Origin of the sequence: Sphingosinithalassobacter sp. CS137 (assembly GCF_014334115.1) — a bacterium.
In the GTDB taxonomy this organism is placed as follows: Bacteria; Pseudomonadota; Alphaproteobacteria; order Sphingomonadales; family Sphingomonadaceae; genus Sphingomonas.
Genome location: NZ_CP060494.1, coordinates 454,658 through 477,206 on the forward strand (window position 1 = coordinate 454,658; position 22,549 = coordinate 477,206).

The following is a 22,549-nucleotide window of genomic DNA, read 5'->3' on the forward strand; positions in this document are numbered from 1 at the left end:
CGTAGGCGATCGGCTCCCCTAGGCTCCGCCCGCGCGCCAGCTTCTCTCCGGCGCGCGTTCGGAAGCCGTTACCGCACGGGGCGGCGATACAGGAACGAAGGGAATTTCCATGAAGCGATCGATTCTGATCCCCGCCGCGGCCGCACTCGCCGCGTTTGGCGTCTCCGCATGCAGCCAGGAAGCCGAGACCCAGACCGAGCAGGCCGCGGACGCGATCGGCGACGATATCGAAGCCGGTGCCGATCAGGTGGGCCAGGAGGCTTCCGAGTTCGGCCAGGACGTCGAGCAAGGCGCCGAGGCGGTCGGCCAGGAAATCGAAGAAGGCGCCGAGCAGACCGGTGCGGCGATCGAGAATGGCGCGGAAGCAACCGAAGCCGAGATCGAGGAAGAAACCGACGGACGCCCCGACATGTGATCCGCCTTCCGGGCCGCGGCGCTCCCGCGGCCCGGAATATTCACTGCCCCGGCCCCGGGCCCGCCTTCTCCCGCGCCGCTCCCTCCCCTTTCCCTCCGATAGCCGGCCGACCCGTGACCGTTCGGCCCCCGCGCTCGCTTCGGCCGTGACCGCACTCCGGCGAGCCGCCCCACTCCGCTCCTCCACAGGCGCACTGCGCCCAGCCCCTCGGAACTCACCAGCGCGCGGAACGCTGTGAAAGCCGACGGTTGCGCGCATCGAAGCCGCGGGGAGGAGATCCATTGCCCGACACATCCGACACCCGGACCCGCTCCTTCGGTTTCATCGGACGCGTGCTGATCGTCCTCGGGCTCGCGAGTCTGGTGTTCCTGCTGTGGCAGTTGCGGTCGATGCTGCTGCTGATCTTCGGCGCGATCCTAGTGTGCGTCATCATCCGCGCCCTCGCCCGCAGAATCCTGCGTTATCTTCCGGTTCCCGATGGTGTCGCGGTGGCGATCAGCGTGATCTCCATCACTGCGGCCCTCGGTTTGGGCGGCTGGCTCTTCGGCGAGCAGATCAGCGCCGAAGTGGAGGAAGTCGCCCAAAACCTTCCGGACGCCTGGACGGCGCTCGAGCAACGGCTGGTGCAGGTCGGGCTGGACGGCGAGCTGCAGCAGGCGGTAGCCAGCATCCGCGACAGCGCAGGCGCCGTGCTGGCCAACGCCGGGCGCTTCGTGCTGGCGATCGGCGGCGGGATCACCGACGCGATCGTCGTGATCGTCGGCGGCGTCTATCTCGCCGCGCAGCCCGGGATGTACCGCCGCGGCACCATCAGGCTGTTCCCGCCGCGCCGCAGGGACGTCGCAGCGGACGCGCTGGACAAGAGCGGCAAGGCGCTCCGGCTCTGGCTGAAGGGCCAGCTCATTTCGATGACCGTGGTCGGCGTTCTCACCGGGCTGGGCCTGTGGCTGCTCGGCGTGCCGGGCGCGCTGGCACTGGGCCTGATCGCGGCGCTTCTGGAATTCATTCCGCTGATCGGCCCGATCGCCGCGGCCGTGCCGGGGGTGCTGCTCGCGCTCGCGGTGGATCCGATGCTCGCGGTGTGGACCGCGCTCCTCTATCTGGTGATCCAGCAAGTCGAGGGGAATCTCCTCCAGCCGCTGGTGCAGCAATATGCGGTGCACCTGCCGCCGGTGGTGCTGCTGTTCTCGCTGATCGGCTTCGGCCTGTTGTTCGGCGCGCTGGGCGTGCTGCTGGCCGCGCCGCTGACGGTGGTCACCTATGTGCTGGTGCAGCGGCTCTATGTCGAGGAAGCACTGGAGCGGGAGGAACCCCGCGCCCGCAGCTGACGTAGCGCCACGGGCGCGTCTCGGCAGGAAAATGGTCGGGGAGACAGGATTCGAACCTGCGACATCTTGCTCCCAAAGCAAGCGCGCTACCGGGCTGCGCCACTCCCCGACGCTCGTGCCGCCTAGGCGCTTGAGAGCGAACGCACAAGAGCGGCCGCTGGTGGGCCCGGCAGGACTCGAACCCGCAACCTAGCCGTTATGAGCGGCCAGCTCTAACCGATTGAGCTACAGGCCCCCAGCGCCACCGGCGATAGCGGAGGTTTCGGTCTTCCTGCAAGCGACTGCGGGCCGCGCCGCATCGGCGGCCTTCAGCACCGCTTCGACCGATGCCGGCGCGACGCCGTGCCGATCGAGCGCGTCGAGCATCCGTTCCCACCAGCGATGGAAGGCAGTGAGATCGGCCAGATCGCGGACATAGGGCGTATGGCCGGGCACCAGCGACGGCGAGTGATAGGAGAAGTTGAGAACCCGGACACCCTCGCCCAGCGCGATGCGCACTGCCTCCAGCGCTTCGTCGAGCGGCATGTCCTCGGGCGTGAGCGCGACTCGCGACAGCAGCCTCAGCCGGGCCGCGACGCCGCGCCCGCGCGGAACGCGACCGAGCGCGCGGTGCAGGCCAGACCCCGCGCGGCGGGCTCGCCCAGTGAAGACAGTGGTCAGCGGGAGCTCCACCAGCGTGCGCTCAGGCCCCGCGAAAAAGGCGTGGTTGCCGATCGCGGAGAAATCGGGCCCGGCTTCACCCGAATAGTCATAAGCCGCCCGCATCGAGCTATCGAGGCGATAGCCCTCGGCCGCGAGCAGCGCGAGCGTATCGGGCCCGAGGCCGTAGCGCCCGGCCCGATAGACCAGCGGGCGGAAACCGAATGCCCGGGCGATCGCCTGAGTCAGTTCGCGCAGCTTCGCCGCCTGGAGCGCGCGCGGCAGATTGCCGGTGAAGCTGTTCGGCCCGCTGACCGGCTCGTCATGCGGCGGATTGACCCACGGGTGGAGCTGCGCCCCGATCGTCGAACAGCCGTCGTCGAGCAACCGGCGCAGCACCGCGACCGCGCCCGGCGACATGGCGACCGGATGATCGACCAGATAGGCCACCGGCACGCCGCGCTCGGCAAAGCGGGCATGCATTTCCGGAAGCGCCTCGATGGCCGTGGTAGAGCGCGCTTCCCGACGGAAGGGCTGGCTCCAGTCGAACTCCTCTTCGGTATCGACGAACACGGTGAACCGCGTCCCGAACGAATCCGGCCATGGGATCAGTGCGTCCGCCGCTGGCGGCGGAACGCGATAGCCCGAAGGCTTCCCGGCGGCGGGCGGGCGTGTGCGCTTCCCCTGCCCCGGCATCAGTTCAGATGTGCTTGCTCCACCGGCGCACTAACCGCCGCGGGAAGGCGCAATGTCAAGCTGTCCGCGCCGATCACCAGCGATCCGTCGAGCTCCTTGGCGAGATTGCGCGCCAAGCGAAGCGCAAATCCGGTGCCGAGCAGGGTCGCGTCGCTTCCCTCGTCGTCGATCCCGAGCATCGCCTCGCCGGGAAAATCGGCCAGAGCCGCCGGACGTTCGAGCCAGATGGCGACGGTATCGGCGCCTTCGATTCCCATGCGGACGCCCACACGTTCGCCGCGGTCGCTGGCGGAAACCAGCGTGGCCATCAGCCGCGAGAGCAGTCGCTCGACGGCGCGCCGATCACCGCTGACGGAGAGATTGTCGACCGGAAGCGCGATCCACGACCCACGCAGCTCGGCGAGCGGAGCGAGGTCGTCGGCGATGCCGCAGAGCAGCGGACGCAGCGCCACCGTACCGGGAACCAACGCCAGCGCGTCGCTTTCGATCCGGGCCGCGAGGTCGAGATCGTCGATCGCTCCGAGCAGTTCCTTGGCCTGGGTGCGGATCACGCCGGCGCGATCACGATAGGGCTCGGGCACCGGGCCGAGGATCTGGGTTTCGATCATCTCGGCGAAGCCGGCGATCGCATTGGTGGGCGTGCGCAGCTCGTGAACGAGCTGGCGCAGCGAATCGGCCGGCGTCGCCGGCGCGGGACGGCTCGGCTCGGCACGCTCGTCGGTGCGCGGGCGGCGCGCCGTGCCGCGATAGCCGGTGAAGCGTCCGCTCGCGGGATCGAACACCGGAATGCCGGAGATGAGCCAGTCGCCGGCTGCGTCGGTCTCGCCCTCGACCGAGAGCCGCGCGTTCGAAAAACCGGCGCGGCGCCGGAACGCGCCCGCAGCGACTCCGTCGACTCGCGCAGTGCCGGGCACTCCCTGCAGATCGAGTGAGAGCCCGACGAGCGGTGCGCGCGAAACACCCTCAACCCAGCGGATCACCCCCTTCAAATCGGTTTCGAAGCGGAAACCCGCCGCTTCGGGCTCGCGCACCGGCGAAGGGGATTCGGGCGCTTCCTGCTGGCGGCGCCAGAAGGCGTCGATTCGCGCGACGACTTCGGAAATCTGGAACGGCCCCTCGGGATCGGCGCCCGGCCCGGCCTCGCGTTGCGCCTCCGGTTCGGCTTCCGCTTCCTGCGCGGCCGCCGCCGTGTCGCGCTCCGCGAGCATCGTTTCTTTCCCGGTCATCGCCGGACCTTGAGCCACGCCACCGGGCTCGGCAACCGTTGCGTCGGCCGGTTCGGCGCTCGCTGTCCCGCTTTCGGGCGGAGCCGGCGCGGGGACGGCCTGTACGGCGCCCGCAGCATAGGAAGCCGCCACGCCGGCAAGCGCGACGAAGGAGAAATCCTCTTCGGCCGCTTCCTGGGGCTCGGCAGCGACAGCGGGTGCCGCAATCGGGTCGGGCAGTCGTGCGCGCTCGGGCGCGAGCACAAGCGGCGGCTGAGGCGGTTCGGCAGGCACCGGCAGGGCCGCGACTGGCTCGACCGGCTCCGGCGGCTCGACCCCCTCCGGCGCCGGGCTCGCGACGACGTGCGCCCAGTCGAGCACCCGGTCCTGCGCCATTTCCAGCTCGGATGCGGGAGCAGGTTGCGGCGCATTCACGGCCATCACCGGCGCGGGCGAAGCGATGACATCGTTCCAGTCGATCGGCTCCGCCTCGGCTGCGGGTGCGACTTCCTCGGCCGACACGACCTCCGCCGCCGGTGCTTCGGCAAGCGCTGAAGGCTCGCCGGCCAGGATGAAATCGGCCGATCCGAATGCGTCGAGTGCCCGCTTCACGGCCGGACCGAGCTCGCGCCGTCCGCGCAGCACTGCGCGCGCGGCGGAGGAAATATCGGGGAGCAGCGCGATCCATTCGGACGAGGTGAGCCGAGCGGTGCGCAGCACCGGCGCCGCGATCTTGATGTCGTCGACTGCGAACAGCCGCACCAGTGCCATCGGAGGATCGGCATATTCCAGCCCCCGCGCACTGGCGGCACGCACCGGCGCGGGAACATGGGGGCGGATCGTATGCAGCGTCGAAAGCGCGCGCGCGTCCGGCGGCACGCGGCGGCGGCCGATCAGATCGACGAGCTGGCGCCAGGCGGACTGCATGCCGAAGGGCGACGACACATCGCCTGCCAGGACCGTCTCAAGAGTATCGTCGAAGCGCACGCGCCGCCTTGTTCCTCTGCTGCCGCGTTCGCCGCGGCGTAAGGATTTCTTAACGGCTGGGGCATTCCTTCGGAACACTCGATTTCGGCACGTCGCAATGTGGGACAATTGCGTTGCCGAGTAATAATATAAGGCTTATCCCGGCTGCCGAGCACGATCGGTGCGCCAAAGCGAATCTGGGGGACGAATGCGGTTCGACGAAATTGATGTGCGCATCCTGGGATTGCTCCAGGAGAACGGGCGCATGACCAATGTCGAACTGGCCGAACGCGTGGGCCTTACTGCCCCTCCCTGCCTGCGCCGCGTGCGCGCGCTGGAGCAGGAAGGCGCGATCCGGGGGTATCATGCCGCACTGGATGCGGAAGCACTGGGCTATGGGTTGACCGTCTTCGCCATGGTGAGCCTGCGCAGTCAGGCAGAAAGCGACTTGCGCGCATTCGAAACGCTGGTGGCAGACATTCCCGAAGTCCGCGAATGCCACATGCTGAACGGCGAAATCGACTTTATTCTCAAGATCGTAGCGACCGATCTTCAGAGCTTTCAGAAGATCCTCACGACGCGACTGACCACCGCACCCAATGTCGAGAGCGTGAAGACGTCGCTCACGATCCGGACTTCGAAGCTGTTGCCGGGCGTGCCCGTTCCGCCGGCCTGAACTGAAAAGGGGCGGAGTCGGCGCCCGGCCGATCCCGCCCCCTTTCCGATCAGTTCGCCGTTGCGGCGGGCTGCGCAGCCGCTTCCGACGCAGGAGCAGGCGCCAGCTCCGGCAGATCGATCCACGTCGTCCAGAAGCGCGCGATGTCCGCCGTCGCGCCGGTGCCGCTCACCTGAGCGAAAGACTGCTTCGCGGCCGTCTCGTTTCCGGAGCGCGCCTGGGCGATGCCGAGGCGCAGATTGACCACGTCGGTGTCGACACCGCCCTTTTCGAGCGCGAGCTGATACAGCTCGATCGCCTTCGTGTCGTTGCCGGATGCCAGATAGGCGTCGCCGGTCTGCGCGGCGAGCTCGCCGTTCGCGGCGGCGGTGGCCTGCCGCTCGTAGGTGGAAAGCGCCTGCTCGTTGCGGACCGCGCGCTGCGCCTGGGTGTAGATCTGGTTGAAGGTCGGCTCGTTGCTGGCGATCGAACCGCCGGCACGTCCTTCCTCGATCACCGTCACTGCCTCCCAGGGGAGACCCGCATTCACCGCGGCATCGGCATATTCATAATAGGAACGCTCGTCGGCGAGCGCGCCGCTGGCGCGCATCAGACGATAGAGATCGATCTTCTGCCGCGCACCGAGCTGCGCACCGGCGGTGTCGTTGCTCTCGCGATAGAGGATCAGCACGCGGCGCCAATTGGGGATGGTGGGATAGGCTTCGACCTGGCGCATCAGCCAGCCCGCCGTGGCGGCGCGATCGCCCGTGCCGTAGAGCTTCGCGACGGCGAGGTTGTACCAATCCTCGGGTGCCTTGCGGCCCGCGGCTTCCTCGGCCTGGATCGCACGCTCGAGCTCGGCGATGCCCTCGGAAACCTGATCGTTTTCGAGATAGGAGCTGGCGAGCAGCAGCGGCAGGTTGGCACTGGTCGAACCCAGTTCGCGCGCGCGCAGCAGGAAGGGGATCGCCTCGGCGCGGCGATCGAGCACGATCGCGCGGCGGCCGCGCTCATAGTTGAGCGCCGCCTGATTCTCGGCCGGGACGCGTGGGCTGGCGATCAGCGTGTCGAGCGCGCGGATCACGCCTTCATCGTCGTCCTTGCCGGTGGCGACCTGAAGCCGCATCCATGCGGCGAAATACTGCTCGTCGGGATTGTCGGCGGCCGCTTCCGCCCGCGCCAGCGGGGCCTCGGCGGCGTCCCAGTTACGCGCTTCGACCGCAGCCTGCGCCTCGGCGGCGGGCTCGCGGAAATCCTCGCTCATTTCAAGCTGCTGCTGCTCCTGCTGCTGGCCACGGCGCTGCGCCGAAGCCGGATCGGCGGTGAGCGCGAAGGCGCTGAGCGAGAGGGCAGTCGCAAGCGTGAGCTTGGAAACGAATGTCATGTGAGACTCTCCTAACTGGGCCCGCGCGAGCGGAATTCGCGCTCGCCTCTAAAGGGCGGATCGGCACCATTCAAGCCGACGCGGGGCCGTGCCGAATGGCATCGGCGAACTGAACGCGCATTGAACGCGCCGGCTCCCTGCCGCTTTGACTCACGCGCTCGACGGCGGCTAGGCGCGCCGAATGATTGCGGTCCTCTCCCCGGCGAAGACGCTGGACTATGCCACGCCCCTCCCCGCCTCGATCGAGCCCACCGCGCCGCGGCTCGGGGCAGAGGCGGAAACACTGGCGCAGGGTGCGGCCAAGCTGTCGAAAAGCCGGCTCGGCGCGCTGATGCATATTTCGGACAAGCTGGCGGCGCTCAACGTCGATCGCTTCCGGGGCTTCGCCGAGCAACCCGAGCGACCCGCGCTCTATGCCTTTGCCGGCGACGTCTACAGCGGCTTCGAGGCACGCACGCTCGAGGAGCCGGCGATCGCCTTCGCGCAGGATCATGTGCGGATCCTTTCGGGGCTTTACGGGCTGCTGCGCCCGCTCGACGCGATGCGGCCCTATCGGCTCGAAATGGGAACGCGCTGGGCACCCGGGCGGGCCAAGGACCTCTATGGCTGGTGGCAGGACCGGATCGCCGACCTGCTTGCAAGCGACATCGCGGCGGAAGGATCGGGCACGATCCTCAATCTTGCGAGCCAGGAATATTGGCGCGCAGTAGCGGGCAAGCTTCCCGCGGGAGTGCGGATCATCGAAGTCGATTTCCGCGAACCGGGCCCCGACGGACCCCGCTTCGTCAGCTTTCACGCGAAAAAGGCGCGCGGAATGATGGCGCGCTGGATGTGCGAGCATCATATCGCCGATGCCGAGGCGATGCGCGGCTTCGACAGTGCGGGCTATCGCTTCGACGCCGCGGCGAGCGAGGCGGACCGCTGGACCTTCGTGCGCAGCGGCGAGGCGAGCTGATGCCGCGCTCGGCAGTGGTGATCGGCGCGTCCGGCGGCATCGGCGGCGCGCTGCTGGCGGCGATCGAGGACGAAGGCGGCTTCGACGCGGTGCATGGCTTCGCACGCTCGTGGCAGGGCGACCGCCACCTCGACCTGACCGACGAAGCGAGCATCGCCGCCGCTGCGGCGCATGTGGCCACCGGCCCCGCGCCCGAACTCGTCGTCGTCGCGACCGGGCTGCTCCACGAAGCGGGCCGCGGCCCCGAAAAGGCGCTGAAGGAGCTCGACGCAGAGTGGCTGGCGCGCACCTATGCGGTCAATGCGATCGGTCCGGCGCTGGTCGCAAAGCATTTCCTGCCGCTGCTTCCGCGCGCCGGCACTCCCGTGTTCGCTGCGCTGTCGGCGCGAGTCGGCAGCATCGCCGACAATCGGCTCGGCGGCTGGCATGGCTATCGCGCCTCGAAGGCCGCGCTCAACATGCTGGTGCGCAACGCCGCGATCGAAGCGAAGCGCGCGAACGACCGGTCGATCGTCGTGGCGCTGCATCCCGGCACGGTGGACACCGCATTGTCGCGGCCGTTCCAGGGCAATGTCGCGCCCGGCGCTCTGTTCGACGCGGAGCGCGCCGCGCTCCAGCTGCTCGACGTGATCGAAGATCTGAAGCCGGTCGATTCGGGCAAGCTCTTCGCCTGGGACGGCGCCGAGATCCCGTTCTGACACGCCAGCCGCTCGCACGCGTACGCGCGTGCACGCGCGCGCGGCCCTTGGCAGCAGGTGCCCCAGCCGCTAGGGCTGTCGCACAGCTGAAACACTCTCCGGAAAGCCCTGGCCCTTGACCGACGAGACCCTCCTCGCGGACCCCTCCGACATTACCCCGATCTCGATCGTCGACGAGATGAAGACCTCGTACCTCGATTACGCGATGAGCGTGATCGTGGCGCGTGCGCTCCCCGACGTTCGCGACGGGCTGAAGCCCGTTCACCGCCGGATTCTCTACTCGGCCTCGGAAAGCGGATTCTTCTACAACCGGCCCTATCGCAAGTCGGCGCGCATCGTCGGCGACGTGATCGGTAAATATCACCCGCACGGCGACACCGCGATCTACGACGCATTGGCGCGCATGACCCAGGACTGGTCGATGCGCGTCCCGCTGATCGACGGCCAGGGCAATTTCGGATCGATGGACCCCGATCCGCCGGCGGCGATGCGCTACACCGAGGCGCGGCTCGCGCGCGCGGCGAGCGAGCTGCTGATCGATCTCGACAAGGACACGGTCGACTTCGTCCCCAACTATGACGGGTCGGAAACCGAGCCGTCGGTGCTGCCCGCGCGCTTCCCCAATCTGCTGGTCAACGGCGCCGGGGGCATCGCGGTGGGCATGGCGACCAACATCCCGCCGCACAATCTGGGCGAAGTGGTCGACGCCTGCCTCGCCTATATCGCCAACGGGGCGATCACCGCCGAAGAGCTGATGGAGATCGTCCCCGGGCCCGACTTCCCGACCGGCGCGATCATCCTCGGCCGGTCGGGCTGCCGATCGGCGTACAGCACCGGCCGCGGATCGGTGATGCTGCGCTCGCGCCACACGATCGAGCAGCGCGGCGACCGGCGCTCGATCATCCTTACCGAAATCCCCTATCAGCAGGGCAAGAACGCGCTCGTCGAGAAGATCGCCGAGGCCGCGAAGGAAAAGCGGATCGAGGGCGTCAGCGACATTCGCGACGAATCGAACCGCGAAGGCGTGCGCATCGTCATCGACCTGCGCCGCGACGCGACGCCCGAGGTGGTGCTGAACCAGCTATGGCGGCACACGCCCGCGCAATCGAGCTTCGCGGCGAACATGCTCGCGATCCGCGGCGGGCGCCCCGAGCTGCTCAACCTGCGCGACATCATCGAGGCGTTCGTCAAGTTCCGCGAGGAAGTGATCACGCGGCGCTCGAAATACGAGCTGGCCAAGGCGCGCGACCGGGCGCACATCTTGCTCGGCCTCGTCATCGCGGTCACCAACCTCGATGAAGTGGTGCGGATCATCCGCGGCTCCTCCTCGCCCGCCGAGGCGCGCGAGAAGCTGCTTTCGCGCGAATGGCCGGTGGCCGAGATCGCGCCCTATATCCGGCTGGTCGAGGCGGTCGAACACGAAGTCGAAGGCGACACCTATCGGCTGAGCGACACTCAGGTGCGCGCGATCCTCGACCTGCGGCTCCACCGCCTGACCGCGCTCGGCCGCGACGAGATCGGCGACGAGCTCCGCGCGCTTGCCGACAGCATCGCCGAGCTGCTCGAAATCCTCAGCAATCGCGCCAAGCTCTACGAAGTGATGCGCGAGGAGCTGCAGGCGGTGCGCGATCAGTTCGCAACGCCGCGCCGCACCGAAATCGCCGCCGCCGCCGACGGGATCGAGGACGAGGATCTCATCGAGCGCGAGGACATGGTCGTTACCGTGACCCACGGCGGCTATATCAAGCGCACGCCGCTCGCCACTTTCCGCGCCCAGGCGCGCGGCGGCAAGGGCCGCGCCGGAATGGCGACCAAGGACGAGGATGCGATCACGAATCTGTTCGTGACCTCGACTCACACGCCAGTGCTGTTCTTCTCGACTGCGGGCAAGGTCTATCGCCTGAAGGTGTGGCGCCTTCCCGAAGGCGGGCCGCAGACGCGCGGACGCCCGATGGTGAACCTGCTTCCGCTCGAGGCGGGCGAGACGATTTCCAACGTGCTCGCCCTGCCCGAGGATGAAGGCGAATGGGCCGATCTCCACATCGTCTTCGCGACCAAGAACGGCGCGGTGCGCCGCAATTCGATGGACGCGTTCACCAATGTGCCGTCGAACGGCAAGATCGCGATGCGCTTCGACGAGGGCAGCGACGACCGGCTGGTAGGCGTCGCGCTGCTGACCGAAGAGGACGACGTCCTGCTCGCCAGCCGCCAGGGCAAGGCGATCCGCTTTGCCGCGACCGACGTGCGTGAGTTCCAGAGCCGCACCGCGACGGGCGTGCGCGGCATGACGCTGAAGGGCGACGATCAGGTCATCTCGCTGTCGATCCTCAAATCCTCCGAAATCGACATGGAGGAGCGCGACGCCTATCTGCGCGCCGCGCCGTGGAAGGAGAATGAGAACGGCCCGACGCTTTCCGCCGAGCGGATGCAGGAGCTGAGCGCCGCCGAGGAGTTCATCCTCACCGTCTGCGCCAACGGCTATGGCAAGATCTCGAGTGCCTATGAATATCGCCGCACCGGCCGCGGCGGACAGGGCATCACCAACATCGACAACATCCGCCGCAACGGACCCGTGGTGGCCAGCTTCCCGGCACATACCGACGAGCAGCTGATGCTGGTGACCGATCAGGCGAAGATGATCCGCATGCCGCTCGACAGCCTGCGCGTGATCGGCCGCGGTTCGGCGGGCGTGCGGCTATTCTCGGTGGCCGAGGGCGAGCATGTCGTCGGCGCCGCGCGGATCGACGAAGAGGAAGCGCCGGAGAACCCCGCCGAAGAGAAGGTCGCCGAGGAGCGTGCCGGGGCCGCCGCCGGTCCGGCGGGCGACCTGCGCGTCGACGATGGCACCGGGCCCGAGACGATGGACGAGCACGTCGATGAGAGCGACGACGAAGGGAACGAGCCATGACCCGCGCGCAGACCGGATATAAGGTGCTGACTGCCGATCAGATGGCGGTGCTGGAAAAGGACGGCGTGTTCACCGGCGCGCCGGTCGACATCCAGGACGGTTATATCCACTTGTCGACCGCCGAGCAGCTCACCGAAACCGTCGACAGGCATTTCGCCCGGCAGGACGGACTGTGGGTCGCCGCCGTCGATCTGGTCGCACTGGGGGATGCGGTGAAGTGGGAGGAATCGCGCGGTGGCGCCAGCTTCCCCCATCTCTATGCGCCGCTGCCGCTTTCGGCGGTGGTCGGCTATTCGGAGCTGGTCCGCGACGCCGACGGAACGGTGCGCCTCCCGGTCACCGGCTGACTGCCGAGCCGCTTTGCAGGCGGCGCAGCCCGAAGGCGCCGATCACGGTGGTGAAGCCCGCGAAGATCAGGCTGAGCGCGAGCGCGATGCCGAGGAACTGTACCGCCGGAAACGGATAGTTGGCGAGCAGCAGCACGCCGAGGATGATGTCGAGCAGCGCGGAAAGGAACAGCAGCGCCTTGCCGGTGCCGTCGTCGCTGCGGAAGGCCGACACCAGTTCGAGCGCGCCGCGGAACAGCAGCCAGAAGCCGACCGCGAACGTGAGCGACATCGATCCGGCGAGCGGAAAGGCGAAACAGTAAAGCCCGACGAGGACGGCGACCACTCCGAACAGGATGTCGGTCCAGCGCCGCGACGGCCGCGCCGACTTCGCCCCGACGACGATCCCGCCGATGCCGAGGACGACGAGCGCAGCGCCGACGAGAGTCGCTCCGGCAACCGCCGTGATGAGCGGCGCTCCGAAGAGCAGCAGGCCGAGCAGGATCATCACCACGCCGAGCGCGAGCACCCAGCCCCAGCTGGTGGTGTCGGATCGCGTGCGGCGTGCGGCGGTGTCGGTCACGTTCTGCCCCTGTGTTGCATATGGCCCTGATCGCGACAGCGGCGGCGGAGCGAAAAAGTTCCGATCGCGCGGCGCTCAGGGGAACAGGTCGACCGGTTCCAGCCCCTCGCCCTCCGCCGCGAGCAGAAGCGTCCGGTGGCAGAGCGCGGGGTCGCGCTCGTAGCAGAGCAGCGCCGACGGAGCAGCTTCGACAAGCTCCCGCATCCGCGCCGCCTGTGCCTGTGCTTCGGGAAGCTCGAGCTGCCCCGAATAGACCGTCTCCAACGTCGCCCGGTCGCCCTTTTTCGCGGCGTCGCGGCCCGGCTTGGGCGTGCCGAGCGCCTTCAGATGGACATAGTCGATCCCCGCTTCGGCAAGCCCCGCCGCGAGCGCCGACTTGGAGAAGCCGGGACGACGCGACAGCGGAAGCGCGCGCACGTCGATCACTTGCCGGACCCCCGCCTTTCGCAGCGCCGCCAGCAGATCGTCGAACGTCGCGGCCTCATAGCCGATGGTGAACACCCGCGTCATGCCCCCTCGCGCCGCAACCGAGTGACGACTCCCCAGGCGATCAGCGCCTGTCCGCCGAAATAGGTCGGCCAGATCAGCAGCCCCGGTAGCTCGGACCCGCCGAGCGGACCCATTCGCGCGAAGATCAGCAGGTCCGACAGCACGAACAGCGCCGCTCCCAGCGGGACGATCACGGGAAAGCGACTGATCCCCGCCGCACCCGCCATCGCGCCGAGGCCGAGCGCATAGAGCGCGACGCCCGGCGCCTCGGCGCGCGCATCGGGCAGAAGCCAGGCAGTCCCGGCAACGGCAATTGCGACGAGGGCGACGATCCCGAGCGGACGCTCGCGATGGCGCAGATAGAGGAGGATCGCGATCAGATGGCCGGCGAGAAACGCCAGCGCCCCCACCGTCAGCCCCGCCGCTTCGAGCAGCACGTCGCCCGCCGCGCCGAACGCCAGCACCGCCGCGATCGTCCAGCCATCGCGCCGCCGCGCAAGCGTCGCGGCCCAGAGCGCGAGCAGCCCGACGCCGCCGCCCTTCCAGACGATCGCCGGAACGCCTTCGAAGCCGATCCAGCGATTGGCATAATAGCTTGCCCCGACCGCCAGCGCGGCGAAGAACAGGAGCTGCGCGTTCCGGCCAGCCTGCTGCATTCTTTCCCCTCCCCCCGATCTCCGCCGGCTTTGTCAGCCGCGCGCGCCGCCGCTATCTGCACCCGCATGACTCACGATATTCACATCATCGGCGGCGGGCTAGCCGGATCGGAAGCGGCATGGCAGCTGGCCGAAGCGGGCTGGCAGGTGCGGCTTTCCGAAATGCGCGGCGGGGGCAGCATGACGCCGGCGCACCAGACCGACGGCCTGGCCGAGCTCGTCTGCTCGAACAGCTTCCGCTCGGACGACGCCGAGCGCAACGCCGTCGGGCTGCTGCATCAGGAAATGCGCGACCTGAACTCGATCATCATCGCTACGGGCGATGCACACAAGGTGCCGGCGGGCTCCGCTTTGGCGGTCGACCGCGACGGATTTTCGCAGGCAGTGACCGCCGCACTCCAAGCCCATCCGAATATCAACATCGTGCGCGAACGTATTGATACTATTCCGGAAAGCGGCATGACGATCATCGCCACCGGGCCGCTGACCGCCGACAGTCTGGCGGGCAGCATCGCCCGTGCAACCGGCAAGGATCAACTCGCCTTCTTCGATGCGATCGCGCCGATCGTCCATTTCGAGAGCATCGACATGGACGTGGCGTGGAAGCAGTCGCGCTGGGACAAGGGCTCGGATGTCGGCGACGGCGCCGATTACATCAATTGCCCGCTGGACAAGGAGCAGTATCGCGCCTTCGTCCAGGGGCTGCTCGACGGCGAGAAGACCGAGTTCCGCGAGTGGGAGAACGTCCCCTATTTCGAAGGCTGCATGCCGATCGAAGTGATGGCCGAGCGCGGCATCGATACGCTGCGCCACGGCCCGATGAAGCCGGTGGGTCTCGACAATCCGCACGACCGCACTCCCGAATATCCGCAAGGGCGCTGGCCCTATGCCGCCGTCCAGCTGCGCCAGGACAATGCCTCGGGCACGCTCTGGAACATGGTCGGCTTTCAGACGAAGCTCAAATATGGCGCCCAAGTCGCTCTTTTCCGGACCATTCCCGGACTCGAGAATGCCGAGTTCGCGCGGCTGGGCGGGCTGCATCGCAATACGTTCATCAAGTCGCCCGAGCTGCTCGACACCACGCTGCGGCTGAAGGCGCAACCGCACGTCCGGTTCGCGGGCCAGATCACCGGATGCGAAGGCTATGTCGAGAGCGCCGCGATCGGCCTGCTCGCCGGACGCTTCGCCGCCGCCGAGCTCGCCGGGGCGCTGATGGCGCCGCCCCCGCCCGAGACTGCGCTGGGCGCATTGCTGGCGCACATCACCGGCGGCGCCGAGGCGGCGACCTATCAGCCGATGAACGTCAACTTCGGCCTTTTCCCGCCGATCGAGGGCCGCTCGAAGAAGGCCGACCGCAAGCTGCTCTACACCGCCCGCGCCCGCGAGGCGCTGCGCGAGTGGCTGGCGGCCTGAGCGTCACTCCTCCTCGTCCGGCGCCGGGCAGCGGCACGGCGTGGGCGAGGCGCGCGGCCGCCGCACCACGCGCGTCGTGGCGAATTCGGCTCTGCTGAGCGCGCCCGAGCGGTCCGCGTCGGCGCCCGCGAATTTGGTCGTCGTGCGCACCGCCCATTCGTCGAACGACAGCCGTCCGTCGCCGTTGGTGTCGAGCCGGGCATAGGCGCGGCGGCGATTGCGCAAATATTCCTCGCGGGTGATCGATTCGTCGCGATCGCGGTCGTAGCGGTCGAACCGCTTTTGCTCGCGCGTGCGATCATCGGCGCGCGGCGCCGCCTTTGGGAGCGGCGGAGGCTCGGCTTCGGCCGTTTCCACCGGCATCGGCGGCGGCAGTGCGGCGGCGGTTTCGGGCTCTGCCGAGCCGCGGAAGAAGAACAGGCCGGCGGCTGCGAGCAGCAATGCCCCGGCGGCACCCACGAAATAGCGCCACATCGTCGCGACTCCCCCTGTTGCCCGTGCGACAGGCTACGCTTCCGCGCGCCGCGGGCAAGCCGCTATCGTCCGGTGAAGCGGTGCCAGAGCAATCGCCCCACCCGCGACGGCGCGCCGACCGGCGGCGGCGCTCCCGGCGGGAGGGCAAGATCGCGGCGGGCGAGATGCGCGAGTGCACCGAGCGCGCGGCCGTTGCGGCTCCACTGCACTGCGGTCGCGGTCGCCAGCATCGGGGCCGCAAGCGCGCGCGCGGCTTCAGCCTCGCCGCTCCGCTGGAGATGCCGGCCCAGGTCGGCGAGTGCCCAGCCCGTGCCTGCCACCTCGACCGGATCGTCGGGTGCGCCGCCCAGCACGGCGGCAGCCGCGGCGAACAGCGCCCCGCCCCGCCCGCTGCCATGGGTACGGAGTGCGGCCGCATCGAGCAGGTCGGCCTCGATCAGCACATCCCATCCGGCCACCATCTCGGCCAATGCGCTGCCCGCTACGCCGCGCGGGAGCACGTGCTCGGCCAGCCCCTGCAGCACCGGCTCGGCCGGCGGCGGAGCTTCGTCGAGCCCCGAAAGCCGATCGCGCCACCATTGCAGCCGGATCTGGCCGAGCGCGGGCTCGCGCGTGGTACGCAGCAGGGTAGCCAGGGCATCGTCGAGCGCGAGCAATGCGGCGAGCCCGGCGCGGCGATCGGGCGCGGCATAGCTCAGGATCTGACGCCGTTCGGCGGCTTCGGGCGTCATCGCTAGCCTCCGGTCCCGCAACGTAACCGGCGCATTAACCATGCTGCTTGATCCGCCGTTATCCTCACAGGCGCCATATCCGCCCATTGATCGGGGCAACTGGGCTTTGGCATGAGCAATCGGCACGAGCGGACAATGGCTGACGCGCGGGCGTGGCTCACTGCGCTCGTCCGCGATACCCGCGCCAACACCATCGCGATCATGGCGATGGCGATGATCCCGCTGGCGGGCATGGTGGGCGGCGGCGTCGACATCAGCCGCATGTACATCGTCAAGACGCGCCTGCAACACGCCTGCGACGCCGGAGCGCTCGCCGGACGCAAATCGATGGGTGCCGGCGTCTGGAGCTACAATAATTACTGGGCGCGTGGCGTCGCCGAGAAATTCTTCGACGCGAACATCTCGGCCACACCCTATGGCGCCTCCAACCTCACCCGCAGCTTCAGCGAACAGGCGGGCAAGGTGATCGGCACGGCCTCGGCGACGGTGCCGATGACGCTGATGCGGATTTTCGGCCGCACGAGCGAAACGCTGACCGTGACCTGCGACGCCGAGATGCGGCTCCCGAACACCGATGTGATGTTCGTGCTCGACGTCACCGGATCGATGGCCAGCAGGGCCGTGTCGTCGGACAGCGACACCAAGATCGAAAGCCTCCGCACCGCCGTGAAGTGCTTCTACGAGATCGTCGCGCGGCTCGACACCGACGCGATGTGTACCCACGGACAGCCGGCCGGCGGCACGGGCGATCAGGTTCAGATCCGTTTCGGCTTCGTGCCGTACAACACCAATGTGAACGTCGGGCGGCTGCTGTCGCCGGACTGGTTCGCGAACGAATGGAAGTACCAGTCGCGCGAGCCGGTGTGGCATACCGAGACGACGACGACCTATCCCAACCCGATCGAGACCGATCGCGACGTATCGAACAACACCTCCGCATGGAGCCCGTTCGAGGATACCAGCACCTACATCGACTGGTGGGGCGGATGCCCGGCGATCCCCACACCCAATCCCGGCACGCAGGTGATGAACGGGACGACCACGACCTCCGACCCGGTGATCGATCCGCAGACGGGCGTGAAGACCTGGACCGAGACCACGGTCAACGGAACGTTGCAGACTCAGTACCGCACCGTGAAGCAAGGCTGGGGCGACATTCGCTGCATGCTCCAGAAGAGCACGCGCACCACCGGATCGAAGGTGACGATCACCTACAGCGCGCAGCCGGTTACGACGACGGAGAAGACCTTCCAGCGGTGGCGCTACGCCCAGGTGACGCACGACATCAGCGGCCTCAAGGATCCCGCCGACGTCCATCAGTGGAACGACACCGGCACCGTGGAACTGCCGATCGGCGCCGACGGAGCGATGCGCAGCATCCCCTGGGACGGCTGCATCGAGGAACGCGCCACCGTGCGTGCGACCAACTACAGCCCGATCCCGTCCGGCGCCTATGACCTGAACATCGATCTGGTGCCCGCCGAGAATGATCCGGCAACGCTGTGGGGCCCGGCGCTGCCCGGTGCGATCTTCACGCGGCAGGCGACGTGGAGCTCGAACGGCAGCACCAACGGCTGGAACTCGGCGGAGGTGTTCAGCGAGCAGAATTACGTCAACAATTCCAGCTACTCGTGCCCGAGCGAAAGCCGGCTGCTGCAGACCTGGCCCACTGCGAGCGCGTTCGAGGACTATGTCGACGGGCTGACGCCGAACGGGAATACCTATCACGACATCGGGCTGATCTGGGGGGCGCGACTGATTTCGCCGACGGGGCTGTTCGCCGCGTCGAACGCCAAGACGCCCAAGGGCGGCGATATCGAGCGCCATCTGATCTTCATGACCGACGGCGATACGGTGACCAGCGCCGCCAACTATGCCGCCTATGGCCTGCCGTGGTTCGACCGCCGCCAGACGAGCGCGAGCGCGGTGCCGAGCAGCGGCGACCTGACCAATCAGGTCAACGCGCGCTTCGCAGCGATGTGCACCGCGGTGAAGAACATGAACATCACGCTATGGGTGATCTCGTTCGGATCGGGCTCGAACGAGACGACCGAGCAGCGGCTGGAGAATTGCGCGAGCGCCAACCGCTATTTCGTGGCGCGCGATTCGGCGACGCTTCAGCAGACGTTCCGCTCGATCGCGGACGAGATTTCCCAGCTCAGGCTTACCCGGTGACGCGGCGATTCTCCCTCCGCCGCGTCGCTCCGCGCGCACTCGCGCGCGACAAGGCGGGCGCCACGGTCGTCGAATTCGCGATCGTGGCGCCTGTCCTCTGCCTGGTCCTTCTCGGCGCGTTCGACATCGGCCACACGCTCTACATGCGCTCGGTGCTGCAGGGAATCCTGCAGAAGGCCGCGCGCGACGCCACGCTGGAGAGCGGCACCGAAGCGACGCAGCAGGCACTGCTCGACGAGAAGGTGCGCAAGCAGGTCCGCGCGCTGGCGAACAATGCGACCATCGACTTCTCCCGCCGCTACTACCGCACCTTCTCCGACGCCGCGGCGGCACGCGCCGAGCGCTGGACCGACAGCAACACCAACGGCCGCTGTGACAATGGCGAGCCCTATGATGACGAGAACAACAACAGCGTGTGGGACGCCGACGGCGGCAACGAAGGCCAGGGCGGAGCCAAGGACGCAACGCTCTACACGGTGAAGGTCCGCTATCCGCGCTTCTTCCCGATCTACCGCTTCGTCGGCGGTTCGGACACGACCCGGCTGACCGCATCCACGGTGCTCCGCAACCAGCCCTATGGCGACCAGGGCAGCTATGAGCCGCCCCAGGTGCGGAACTGCACGTGACGCCGCCCCGCATCCTCGCGCTGCTGGCGCGGCTGCGCAGCGATACCAGCGGCCTCGCGCTGCTCGAATTCGCCTATACGCTGCCGATCCTGCTGGTGCTGAGCCTGACCGGCGCGGAGCTCACCAACTATATTACGACCAAGATGCGAATGAGCCAGATCGCGCTGCATCTGGCGGACAATGCCGCGCGGATCGGATCGGGAAGCCAGCTTTCGGCCAAGCAGATCACCGAGGCCGACATCAACGACCTGCTGACCGGAGCGGACCTACAGTCAGGCGAGCTCGACCTGCTGCAGCACGGGCGTGTCATCCTCTCGAGCCTCGAGCCGATGTCAAATCCCAATACCAGCGGGCGATATCGCATCCGCTGGCAGCGCTGCGGCGGCGCGAAGGTCGGGCACAAATCGAGCTACGGCGAGGCCGGAAAGTCGAACGGCACCAACATGGCGGGCATGGGCCCCAGCGGTCGCCAGGCGATCGCGCCTGACAATGGCGTGACGATGTTCGTCGAGGTCTATTACGAATATCAGCCGCTGGTCGGCGGATCGCTGGCGCCCGACGCGGCAATGACCGAGATTGCATCGATGATGGTGCGCGATCGCCGCGACACGACCGGCGGCACCAACGGAGTCTATCCCGTTTCCGGTGTGACGCCTTCGACCTGCTGACCCTCGCCGCCGCTCGAACGGCGCCGAGGGCCCGGCATTCAGGTGCGGTAGGTGACTTTCTTCACCGCGGCGACCACGCGCTCGGCATCGACCAGCGCCAGCTTTTCCAGATTGGCGGCATAGGGCAGCGGCACGTCCTCGTTGGTCACGCGCGTCACCGGCGCGTCGAGCCAGTCGAAGCCCTCCTCCATGCAGATCGCCGAGATTTCGGACGCGATCGAACAGGTCGGCCAGCCTTCCTCGACCACCACCATGCGGTTGGTCTTCTTCAGGCTCTCGAGCACCGCTGCCTTGTCGAGCGGGCGCAGCGTGCGCAGGTCGATCACTTCGGCCTCGATCCCTTCGCCCGCCAGCTGCTCGGCGGCTTCGAGCGCCACGCCGACGCCGATCGAATAGCTGACGATGCTGACGTCCTTGCCAGGCCGCACGACCCGCGCCTTGCCGATCGGCAGCACCCAATCATCGAGCTTGGGAACCTCGAAGCTGCGCCCGTACATCAGCTCGTTTTCGAGGAACACGACCGGATCGGGCGACCGGATCGCCGCCTTGAGCAGTCCCTTGGCATCGGCCGCGTCATAGGGGGCGATCACGATCAGCCCGGGGACGCTGGCATACCAGGGCCCGTAATTCTGACTGTGCTGCGCGCCAACCCTGCTCGCCGCGCCGTTCGGCCCGCGGAATACCACCGGGCAGCGCATCTGGCCGCCCGACATGTAATTGGTCTTGGCCGCCGAGTTCACGATATGGTCGATCGCCTGCATCGCGAAGTTGAACGTCATGAACTCGACGATCGGGCGCAGACCGCCCATCGCCGCGCCGGTGCCGACGCCGGCGAAGCCATATTCGGTGATCGGCGTGTCGATCACGCGCTTGGCGCCGAATTCGTCGAGCAGCCCCTGCGTCACCTTGTACGCGCCCTGATATTCGGCGACTTCCTCGCCCATCACGAACACGCGCTCGTCGGCCCGCATTTCCTCGGCCATCGCGTCGCGCAGCGCCTCGCGCACGGTGAGCTTCACCATCTCGGTGCCCTCGGGCACCTCGGGATCGGCGAGCTGCGGCTTGCTGTCGGCGAGCTGGCTCGTGCCGCTCGCCTTCGGCTCGGCCTTGGGCGCTTCGGATTCGGCGGCCTTCTGCTCCTGCGCCGGCTTCTCGGCGGGAGCCTCGACCGCATCGGCGCTCTCGCCTTCCTCGGCCAGCATCGCGATGACGGTGCCGACCTTCACATTGTCGGTGCCCTCGGCGATCAGGATCTTCGCAATCGTGCCTTCATCGACTGCCTCGAACTCCATCGTCGCCTTGTCGGTCTCGATCTCGGCGAGGATGTCTCCCGACGAAACGCTGTCGCCTTCCTTGACCAGCCACTTCGCCAGCGTGCCCTCTTCCATCGTGGGCGACAGCGCCGGCATCTTCAGTTCGATCGCCATCTCAGTAGGACTCCACCAGAACGTCGGTATAGAGCTCGGCCGCGTCGGGCTCGGGCGTCGATTCCGCGAAATCGGCGGATTCGTTGACGATCTTGCGGATCTCCTTCTCGATCTCCTTCAACGCGCCTTCCTCGACGCCCAGCGCGGCCAGCTCGCGCTTGGCGTGCTCGATCGGGTCGGACTTGTCGCGCATCGACTGGACTTCCTCGCGGCTGCGATATTTGGCCGGGTCCGACATCGAATGGCCGCGATAGCGATAGGTCTTCATCTCGAGGATCACCGGCCCCTTGCCCGAGCGGACCCATTCGAGCGCGGTCTCGGCGGCGCCGCGCGCGGCGAGCACGTCCATCCCGTCGACCTGGATGCCGGGAATGCGGAAGCTCTCGCCCCGCTTGTAGAGCTGATCCTCGGCCGATGAGCGATTCACGCTGGTGCCCATCGCATATTGGTTGTTCTCGATCACGAAGACGATCGGCAGCTTCCACAGCTCGGCCATGTTGAAGGCCTCGTACACCTGCCCCTGGTTCGCCGCGCCGTCGCCGAAATAGGCGAGCGTGACGCCGCCGTCCTGATTGTACTTGTGCGCAAAGGCGAGGCCCGTGCCGAGCGCGACCTGCGCGCCGACGATACCGTGGCCGCCGTAGAACTTCTTCTCGGTCGAGAACATGTGCATCGACCCGCCCTTGCCCTTCGAGATACCGGCGGCGCGGCCGGTCAGCTCGGCCATGATCTCCTTGGGATCGATGCCATAAGCGAGCATGTGACCATGATCGCGATAGCCGGTGATCACGCTGTCCTTGTCGCCGTCGAGCGCGGACTGCAGGCCGACGGCAACCGCTTCCTGGCCGATGTAGAGATGGCAGAAACCGCCGATCAGGCCGAGGCCGTAGAGCTGGCCCGCCTTTTCCTCGAACCGGCGGATGAGCAGCATCTGGCGATAGAATTCGAGCAGCTCGTCCTTCGAGGCCTTGTACCGTTCCGGCTCGTTCGGCCGCTCGCGATTGGACGGTGCGGGTTCGCTCTTGCGGCGGGGTGCCGGTGCTTTGGCCACGATCGGGAAATCCTCGTTCCTTGGGGAGGAAGAAAGCCCGAGCCTATAGGCGCGTTCCGCCCCGCTGCGCAACGTCCCCGC

At 67.8% G+C, this 22,549-nt stretch carries 21 protein-coding genes and 2 tRNA genes; 11 read left to right on the plus strand and 12 right to left on the minus strand.

Annotation, left to right across the window (positions count from 1 at the left end; genetic code table 11):
* Positions 1–109: 109 nt before the first annotated feature.
* Both H7V21_RS02145 and H7V21_RS02150 read left to right on the plus strand, forming a co-directional pair.
* On the plus strand, positions 110–415 hold the full coding sequence (locus H7V21_RS02145; RefSeq protein WP_188055000.1) for a hypothetical protein: 306 nt from the start codon (positions 110–112) through the stop codon (positions 413–415).
* 281 nt (positions 416–696) lie between these two features.
* Positions 697–1,743 carry an AI-2E family transporter gene (locus H7V21_RS02150; RefSeq protein WP_188055001.1) on the plus strand — a complete coding sequence of 349 codons (1,047 nt, stop codon included), beginning with the start codon at positions 697–699 and terminating at the stop codon, positions 1,741–1,743.
* A 32-nt stretch (positions 1,744–1,775) separates the two neighbouring features.
* On the opposite strand, the gene H7V21_RS02155 is transcribed toward H7V21_RS02150, so the two are convergent.
* The 4 genes from H7V21_RS02155 to H7V21_RS02170 form a co-directional block, all read right to left on the minus strand.
* Positions 1,776–1,852: transfer RNA gene (locus H7V21_RS02155), tRNA-Pro, on the minus strand.
* A 49-nt stretch (positions 1,853–1,901) separates the two neighbouring features.
* Positions 1,902–1,978 (minus strand) — tRNA-Ile (locus H7V21_RS02160).
* A complete protein-coding gene (locus H7V21_RS02165) occupies positions 1,969–3,078 on the minus strand; it encodes a polysaccharide deacetylase family protein (RefSeq protein WP_262503965.1) in 1,110 nt (369 codons plus the stop codon). The genes H7V21_RS02160 and H7V21_RS02165 overlap by 10 nt, the downstream gene beginning before the upstream one ends.
* A complete protein-coding gene (locus tag H7V21_RS02170; RefSeq protein ID WP_262503966.1) occupies positions 3,078–5,270 on the minus strand; it encodes a sensor histidine kinase in 2,193 nt (730 codons plus the stop codon). Before H7V21_RS02170 ends, H7V21_RS02165 begins: the two co-directional genes overlap by 1 nt.
* A 187-nt stretch (positions 5,271–5,457) precedes the next feature.
* On the opposite strand from H7V21_RS02170, the gene H7V21_RS02175 reads away from it, so the two are divergent.
* Complete coding sequence (locus tag H7V21_RS02175; protein WP_188055002.1) at positions 5,458–5,925, plus strand: Lrp/AsnC family transcriptional regulator; 468 nt, start codon at positions 5,458–5,460, stop codon at positions 5,923–5,925.
* Between the two features lie 49 nt (positions 5,926–5,974).
* Here H7V21_RS02175 and H7V21_RS02180 read toward each other — a convergent pair whose 3' ends face one another.
* A complete protein-coding gene (locus H7V21_RS02180) occupies positions 5,975–7,288 on the minus strand; it encodes a tetratricopeptide repeat protein (protein ID WP_188055003.1) in 1,314 nt (437 codons plus the stop codon).
* A gap of 181 nt (positions 7,289–7,469) precedes the next feature.
* Here H7V21_RS02180 and yaaA point away from each other — a divergent pair, with 181 nt between their 5' ends.
* From yaaA to H7V21_RS02200, 4 genes are all read left to right on the plus strand, one after another.
* A complete protein-coding gene (gene yaaA / locus H7V21_RS02185; protein ID WP_188055004.1) occupies positions 7,470–8,243 on the plus strand; it encodes a peroxide stress protein YaaA in 774 nt (257 codons plus the stop codon).
* Complete coding sequence (locus H7V21_RS02190) at positions 8,243–8,941, plus strand: SDR family oxidoreductase (RefSeq protein WP_188055005.1); 699 nt, start codon at positions 8,243–8,245, stop codon at positions 8,939–8,941. The genes yaaA and H7V21_RS02190 overlap by 1 nt, the downstream gene beginning before the upstream one ends.
* Positions 8,942–9,056: 115 nt before the next feature.
* Positions 9,057–11,849, plus strand: a complete 2,793-nt coding sequence (gyrA, locus tag H7V21_RS02195) for a DNA gyrase subunit A (RefSeq protein ID WP_188055006.1) — start codon at positions 9,057–9,059, stop codon at positions 11,847–11,849.
* Positions 11,846–12,196: a DUF952 domain-containing protein gene (locus H7V21_RS02200; protein WP_188055007.1), complete on the plus strand. Its 351-nt coding sequence runs from the start codon at positions 11,846–11,848 to the stop codon at positions 12,194–12,196. The genes gyrA and H7V21_RS02200 overlap by 4 nt, the downstream gene beginning before the upstream one ends.
* On the opposite strand, the gene H7V21_RS02205 is transcribed toward H7V21_RS02200, so the two are convergent.
* The 3 genes from H7V21_RS02205 to H7V21_RS02215 all read right to left on the minus strand — a co-directional run bounded on the left by H7V21_RS02205 (position 12,186) and on the right by H7V21_RS02215 (position 13,903).
* Positions 12,186–12,758 carry an HdeD family acid-resistance protein gene (locus H7V21_RS02205; RefSeq protein WP_188055008.1) on the minus strand — a complete coding sequence of 191 codons (573 nt, stop codon included), beginning with the start codon at positions 12,756–12,758 and terminating at the stop codon, positions 12,186–12,188. The two genes, H7V21_RS02200 and H7V21_RS02205, sit on opposite strands and share 11 nt — an antisense overlap.
* 75 nt (positions 12,759–12,833) lie before the next feature.
* Positions 12,834–13,268, minus strand: coding sequence for a DUF488 family protein (locus tag H7V21_RS02210; RefSeq protein WP_188055009.1), 435 nt, complete (start codon positions 13,266–13,268; stop codon positions 12,834–12,836).
* Positions 13,265–13,903 (minus strand): lysoplasmalogenase family protein, encoded by a 639-nt coding sequence (locus tag H7V21_RS02215; RefSeq protein ID WP_188055010.1) that lies wholly within the window; start codon positions 13,901–13,903, stop codon positions 13,265–13,267. Before H7V21_RS02215 ends, H7V21_RS02210 begins: the two co-directional genes overlap by 4 nt.
* A gap of 66 nt (positions 13,904–13,969) precedes the next feature.
* On the opposite strand from H7V21_RS02215, the gene trmFO reads away from it, so the two are divergent.
* Entirely contained in the window at positions 13,970–15,316 is a 1,347-nt protein-coding gene (gene trmFO, locus H7V21_RS02220) for a methylenetetrahydrofolate--tRNA-(uracil(54)-C(5))-methyltransferase (FADH(2)-oxidizing) TrmFO (RefSeq protein ID WP_188055011.1), read from the plus strand.
* A 3-nt stretch (positions 15,317–15,319) separates the two neighbouring features.
* Here trmFO and H7V21_RS02225 read toward each other — a convergent pair whose 3' ends face one another.
* Positions 15,320–15,790 carry a histidine kinase gene (locus H7V21_RS02225; protein WP_188055012.1) on the minus strand — a complete coding sequence of 157 codons (471 nt, stop codon included), beginning with the start codon at positions 15,788–15,790 and terminating at the stop codon, positions 15,320–15,322.
* 62 nt (positions 15,791–15,852) lie between these two features.
* The gene (locus H7V21_RS02230; RefSeq protein ID WP_188055013.1) at positions 15,853–16,521 is read right to left on the minus strand and encodes a squalene/phytoene synthase family protein; all 669 of its coding nucleotides are present in this window, start codon (positions 16,519–16,521) and stop codon (positions 15,853–15,855) included.
* 135 nt (positions 16,522–16,656) lie between these two features.
* Between H7V21_RS02230 and H7V21_RS15805 the strand changes: the two genes are divergently transcribed.
* Genes H7V21_RS15805 through H7V21_RS02240 form a run of 3 tightly spaced genes read left to right on the plus strand, consistent with a single transcriptional unit; the run spans position 16,657 to position 19,990 of the window.
* Entirely contained in the window at positions 16,657–18,696 is a 2,040-nt protein-coding gene (locus H7V21_RS15805; protein WP_262503968.1) for a TadE/TadG family type IV pilus assembly protein, read from the plus strand.
* On the plus strand, positions 18,693–19,322 hold the full coding sequence (locus H7V21_RS02235) for a TadE/TadG family type IV pilus assembly protein (protein ID WP_262503970.1): 630 nt from the start codon (positions 18,693–18,695) through the stop codon (positions 19,320–19,322). Before H7V21_RS15805 ends, H7V21_RS02235 begins: the two co-directional genes overlap by 4 nt.
* Complete coding sequence (locus H7V21_RS02240; RefSeq protein ID WP_262503971.1) at positions 19,319–19,990, plus strand: TadE/TadG family type IV pilus assembly protein; 672 nt, start codon at positions 19,319–19,321, stop codon at positions 19,988–19,990. Before H7V21_RS02235 ends, H7V21_RS02240 begins: the two co-directional genes overlap by 4 nt.
* Positions 19,991–20,028: 38 nt before the next feature.
* On the opposite strand, the gene H7V21_RS02245 is transcribed toward H7V21_RS02240, so the two are convergent.
* Positions 20,029–21,417, minus strand: a complete 1,389-nt coding sequence (locus H7V21_RS02245; protein WP_188055015.1) for a pyruvate dehydrogenase complex E1 component subunit beta — start codon at positions 21,415–21,417, stop codon at positions 20,029–20,031.
* Position 21,418: 1 nt separating this feature from the next.
* A complete protein-coding gene (pdhA, locus tag H7V21_RS02250; RefSeq protein WP_188055016.1) occupies positions 21,419–22,468 on the minus strand; it encodes a pyruvate dehydrogenase (acetyl-transferring) E1 component subunit alpha in 1,050 nt (349 codons plus the stop codon).
* Positions 22,469–22,549 lie beyond the last annotated feature (81 nt).

Coding starts and splice junctions, on each gene's coding strand:
- H7V21_RS02200 (WP_188055007.1), top strand. CDS start 11,846: ATGACCCGCGCGCAGACCGGATATAAGGTGCTGACTGCCGATCAGATG.
- H7V21_RS02230 (WP_188055013.1), bottom strand. CDS start 16,521: ATGACGCCCGAAGCCGCCGAACGGCGTCAGATCCTGAGCTATGCCGCG.
- H7V21_RS02180 (WP_188055003.1), bottom strand. CDS start 7,288: ATGACATTCGTTTCCAAGCTCACGCTTGCGACTGCCCTCTCGCTCAGC.
- H7V21_RS02175 (WP_188055002.1), top strand. CDS start 5,458: ATGCGGTTCGACGAAATTGATGTGCGCATCCTGGGATTGCTCCAGGAG.
- yaaA (WP_188055004.1), top strand. CDS start 7,470: ATGATTGCGGTCCTCTCCCCGGCGAAGACGCTGGACTATGCCACGCCC.
- H7V21_RS02145 (WP_188055000.1), top strand. CDS start 110: ATGAAGCGATCGATTCTGATCCCCGCCGCGGCCGCACTCGCCGCGTTT.
- H7V21_RS02215 (WP_188055010.1), bottom strand. CDS start 13,903: ATGCAGCAGGCTGGCCGGAACGCGCAGCTCCTGTTCTTCGCCGCGCTG.
- trmFO (WP_188055011.1), top strand. CDS start 13,970: ATGACTCACGATATTCACATCATCGGCGGCGGGCTAGCCGGATCGGAA.
- H7V21_RS02190 (WP_188055005.1), top strand. CDS start 8,243: ATGCCGCGCTCGGCAGTGGTGATCGGCGCGTCCGGCGGCATCGGCGGC.
- H7V21_RS02210 (WP_188055009.1), bottom strand. CDS start 13,268: ATGACGCGGGTGTTCACCATCGGCTATGAGGCCGCGACGTTCGACGAT.
- H7V21_RS02245 (WP_188055015.1), bottom strand. CDS start 21,417: ATGGCGATCGAACTGAAGATGCCGGCGCTGTCGCCCACGATGGAAGAG.
- H7V21_RS02225 (WP_188055012.1), bottom strand. CDS start 15,790: ATGTGGCGCTATTTCGTGGGTGCCGCCGGGGCATTGCTGCTCGCAGCC.
- H7V21_RS15805 (WP_262503968.1), top strand. CDS start 16,657: ATGGCTGACGCGCGGGCGTGGCTCACTGCGCTCGTCCGCGATACCCGC.
- H7V21_RS02165 (WP_262503965.1), bottom strand. CDS start 3,078: ATGCCGGGGCAGGGGAAGCGCACACGCCCGCCCGCCGCCGGGAAGCCT.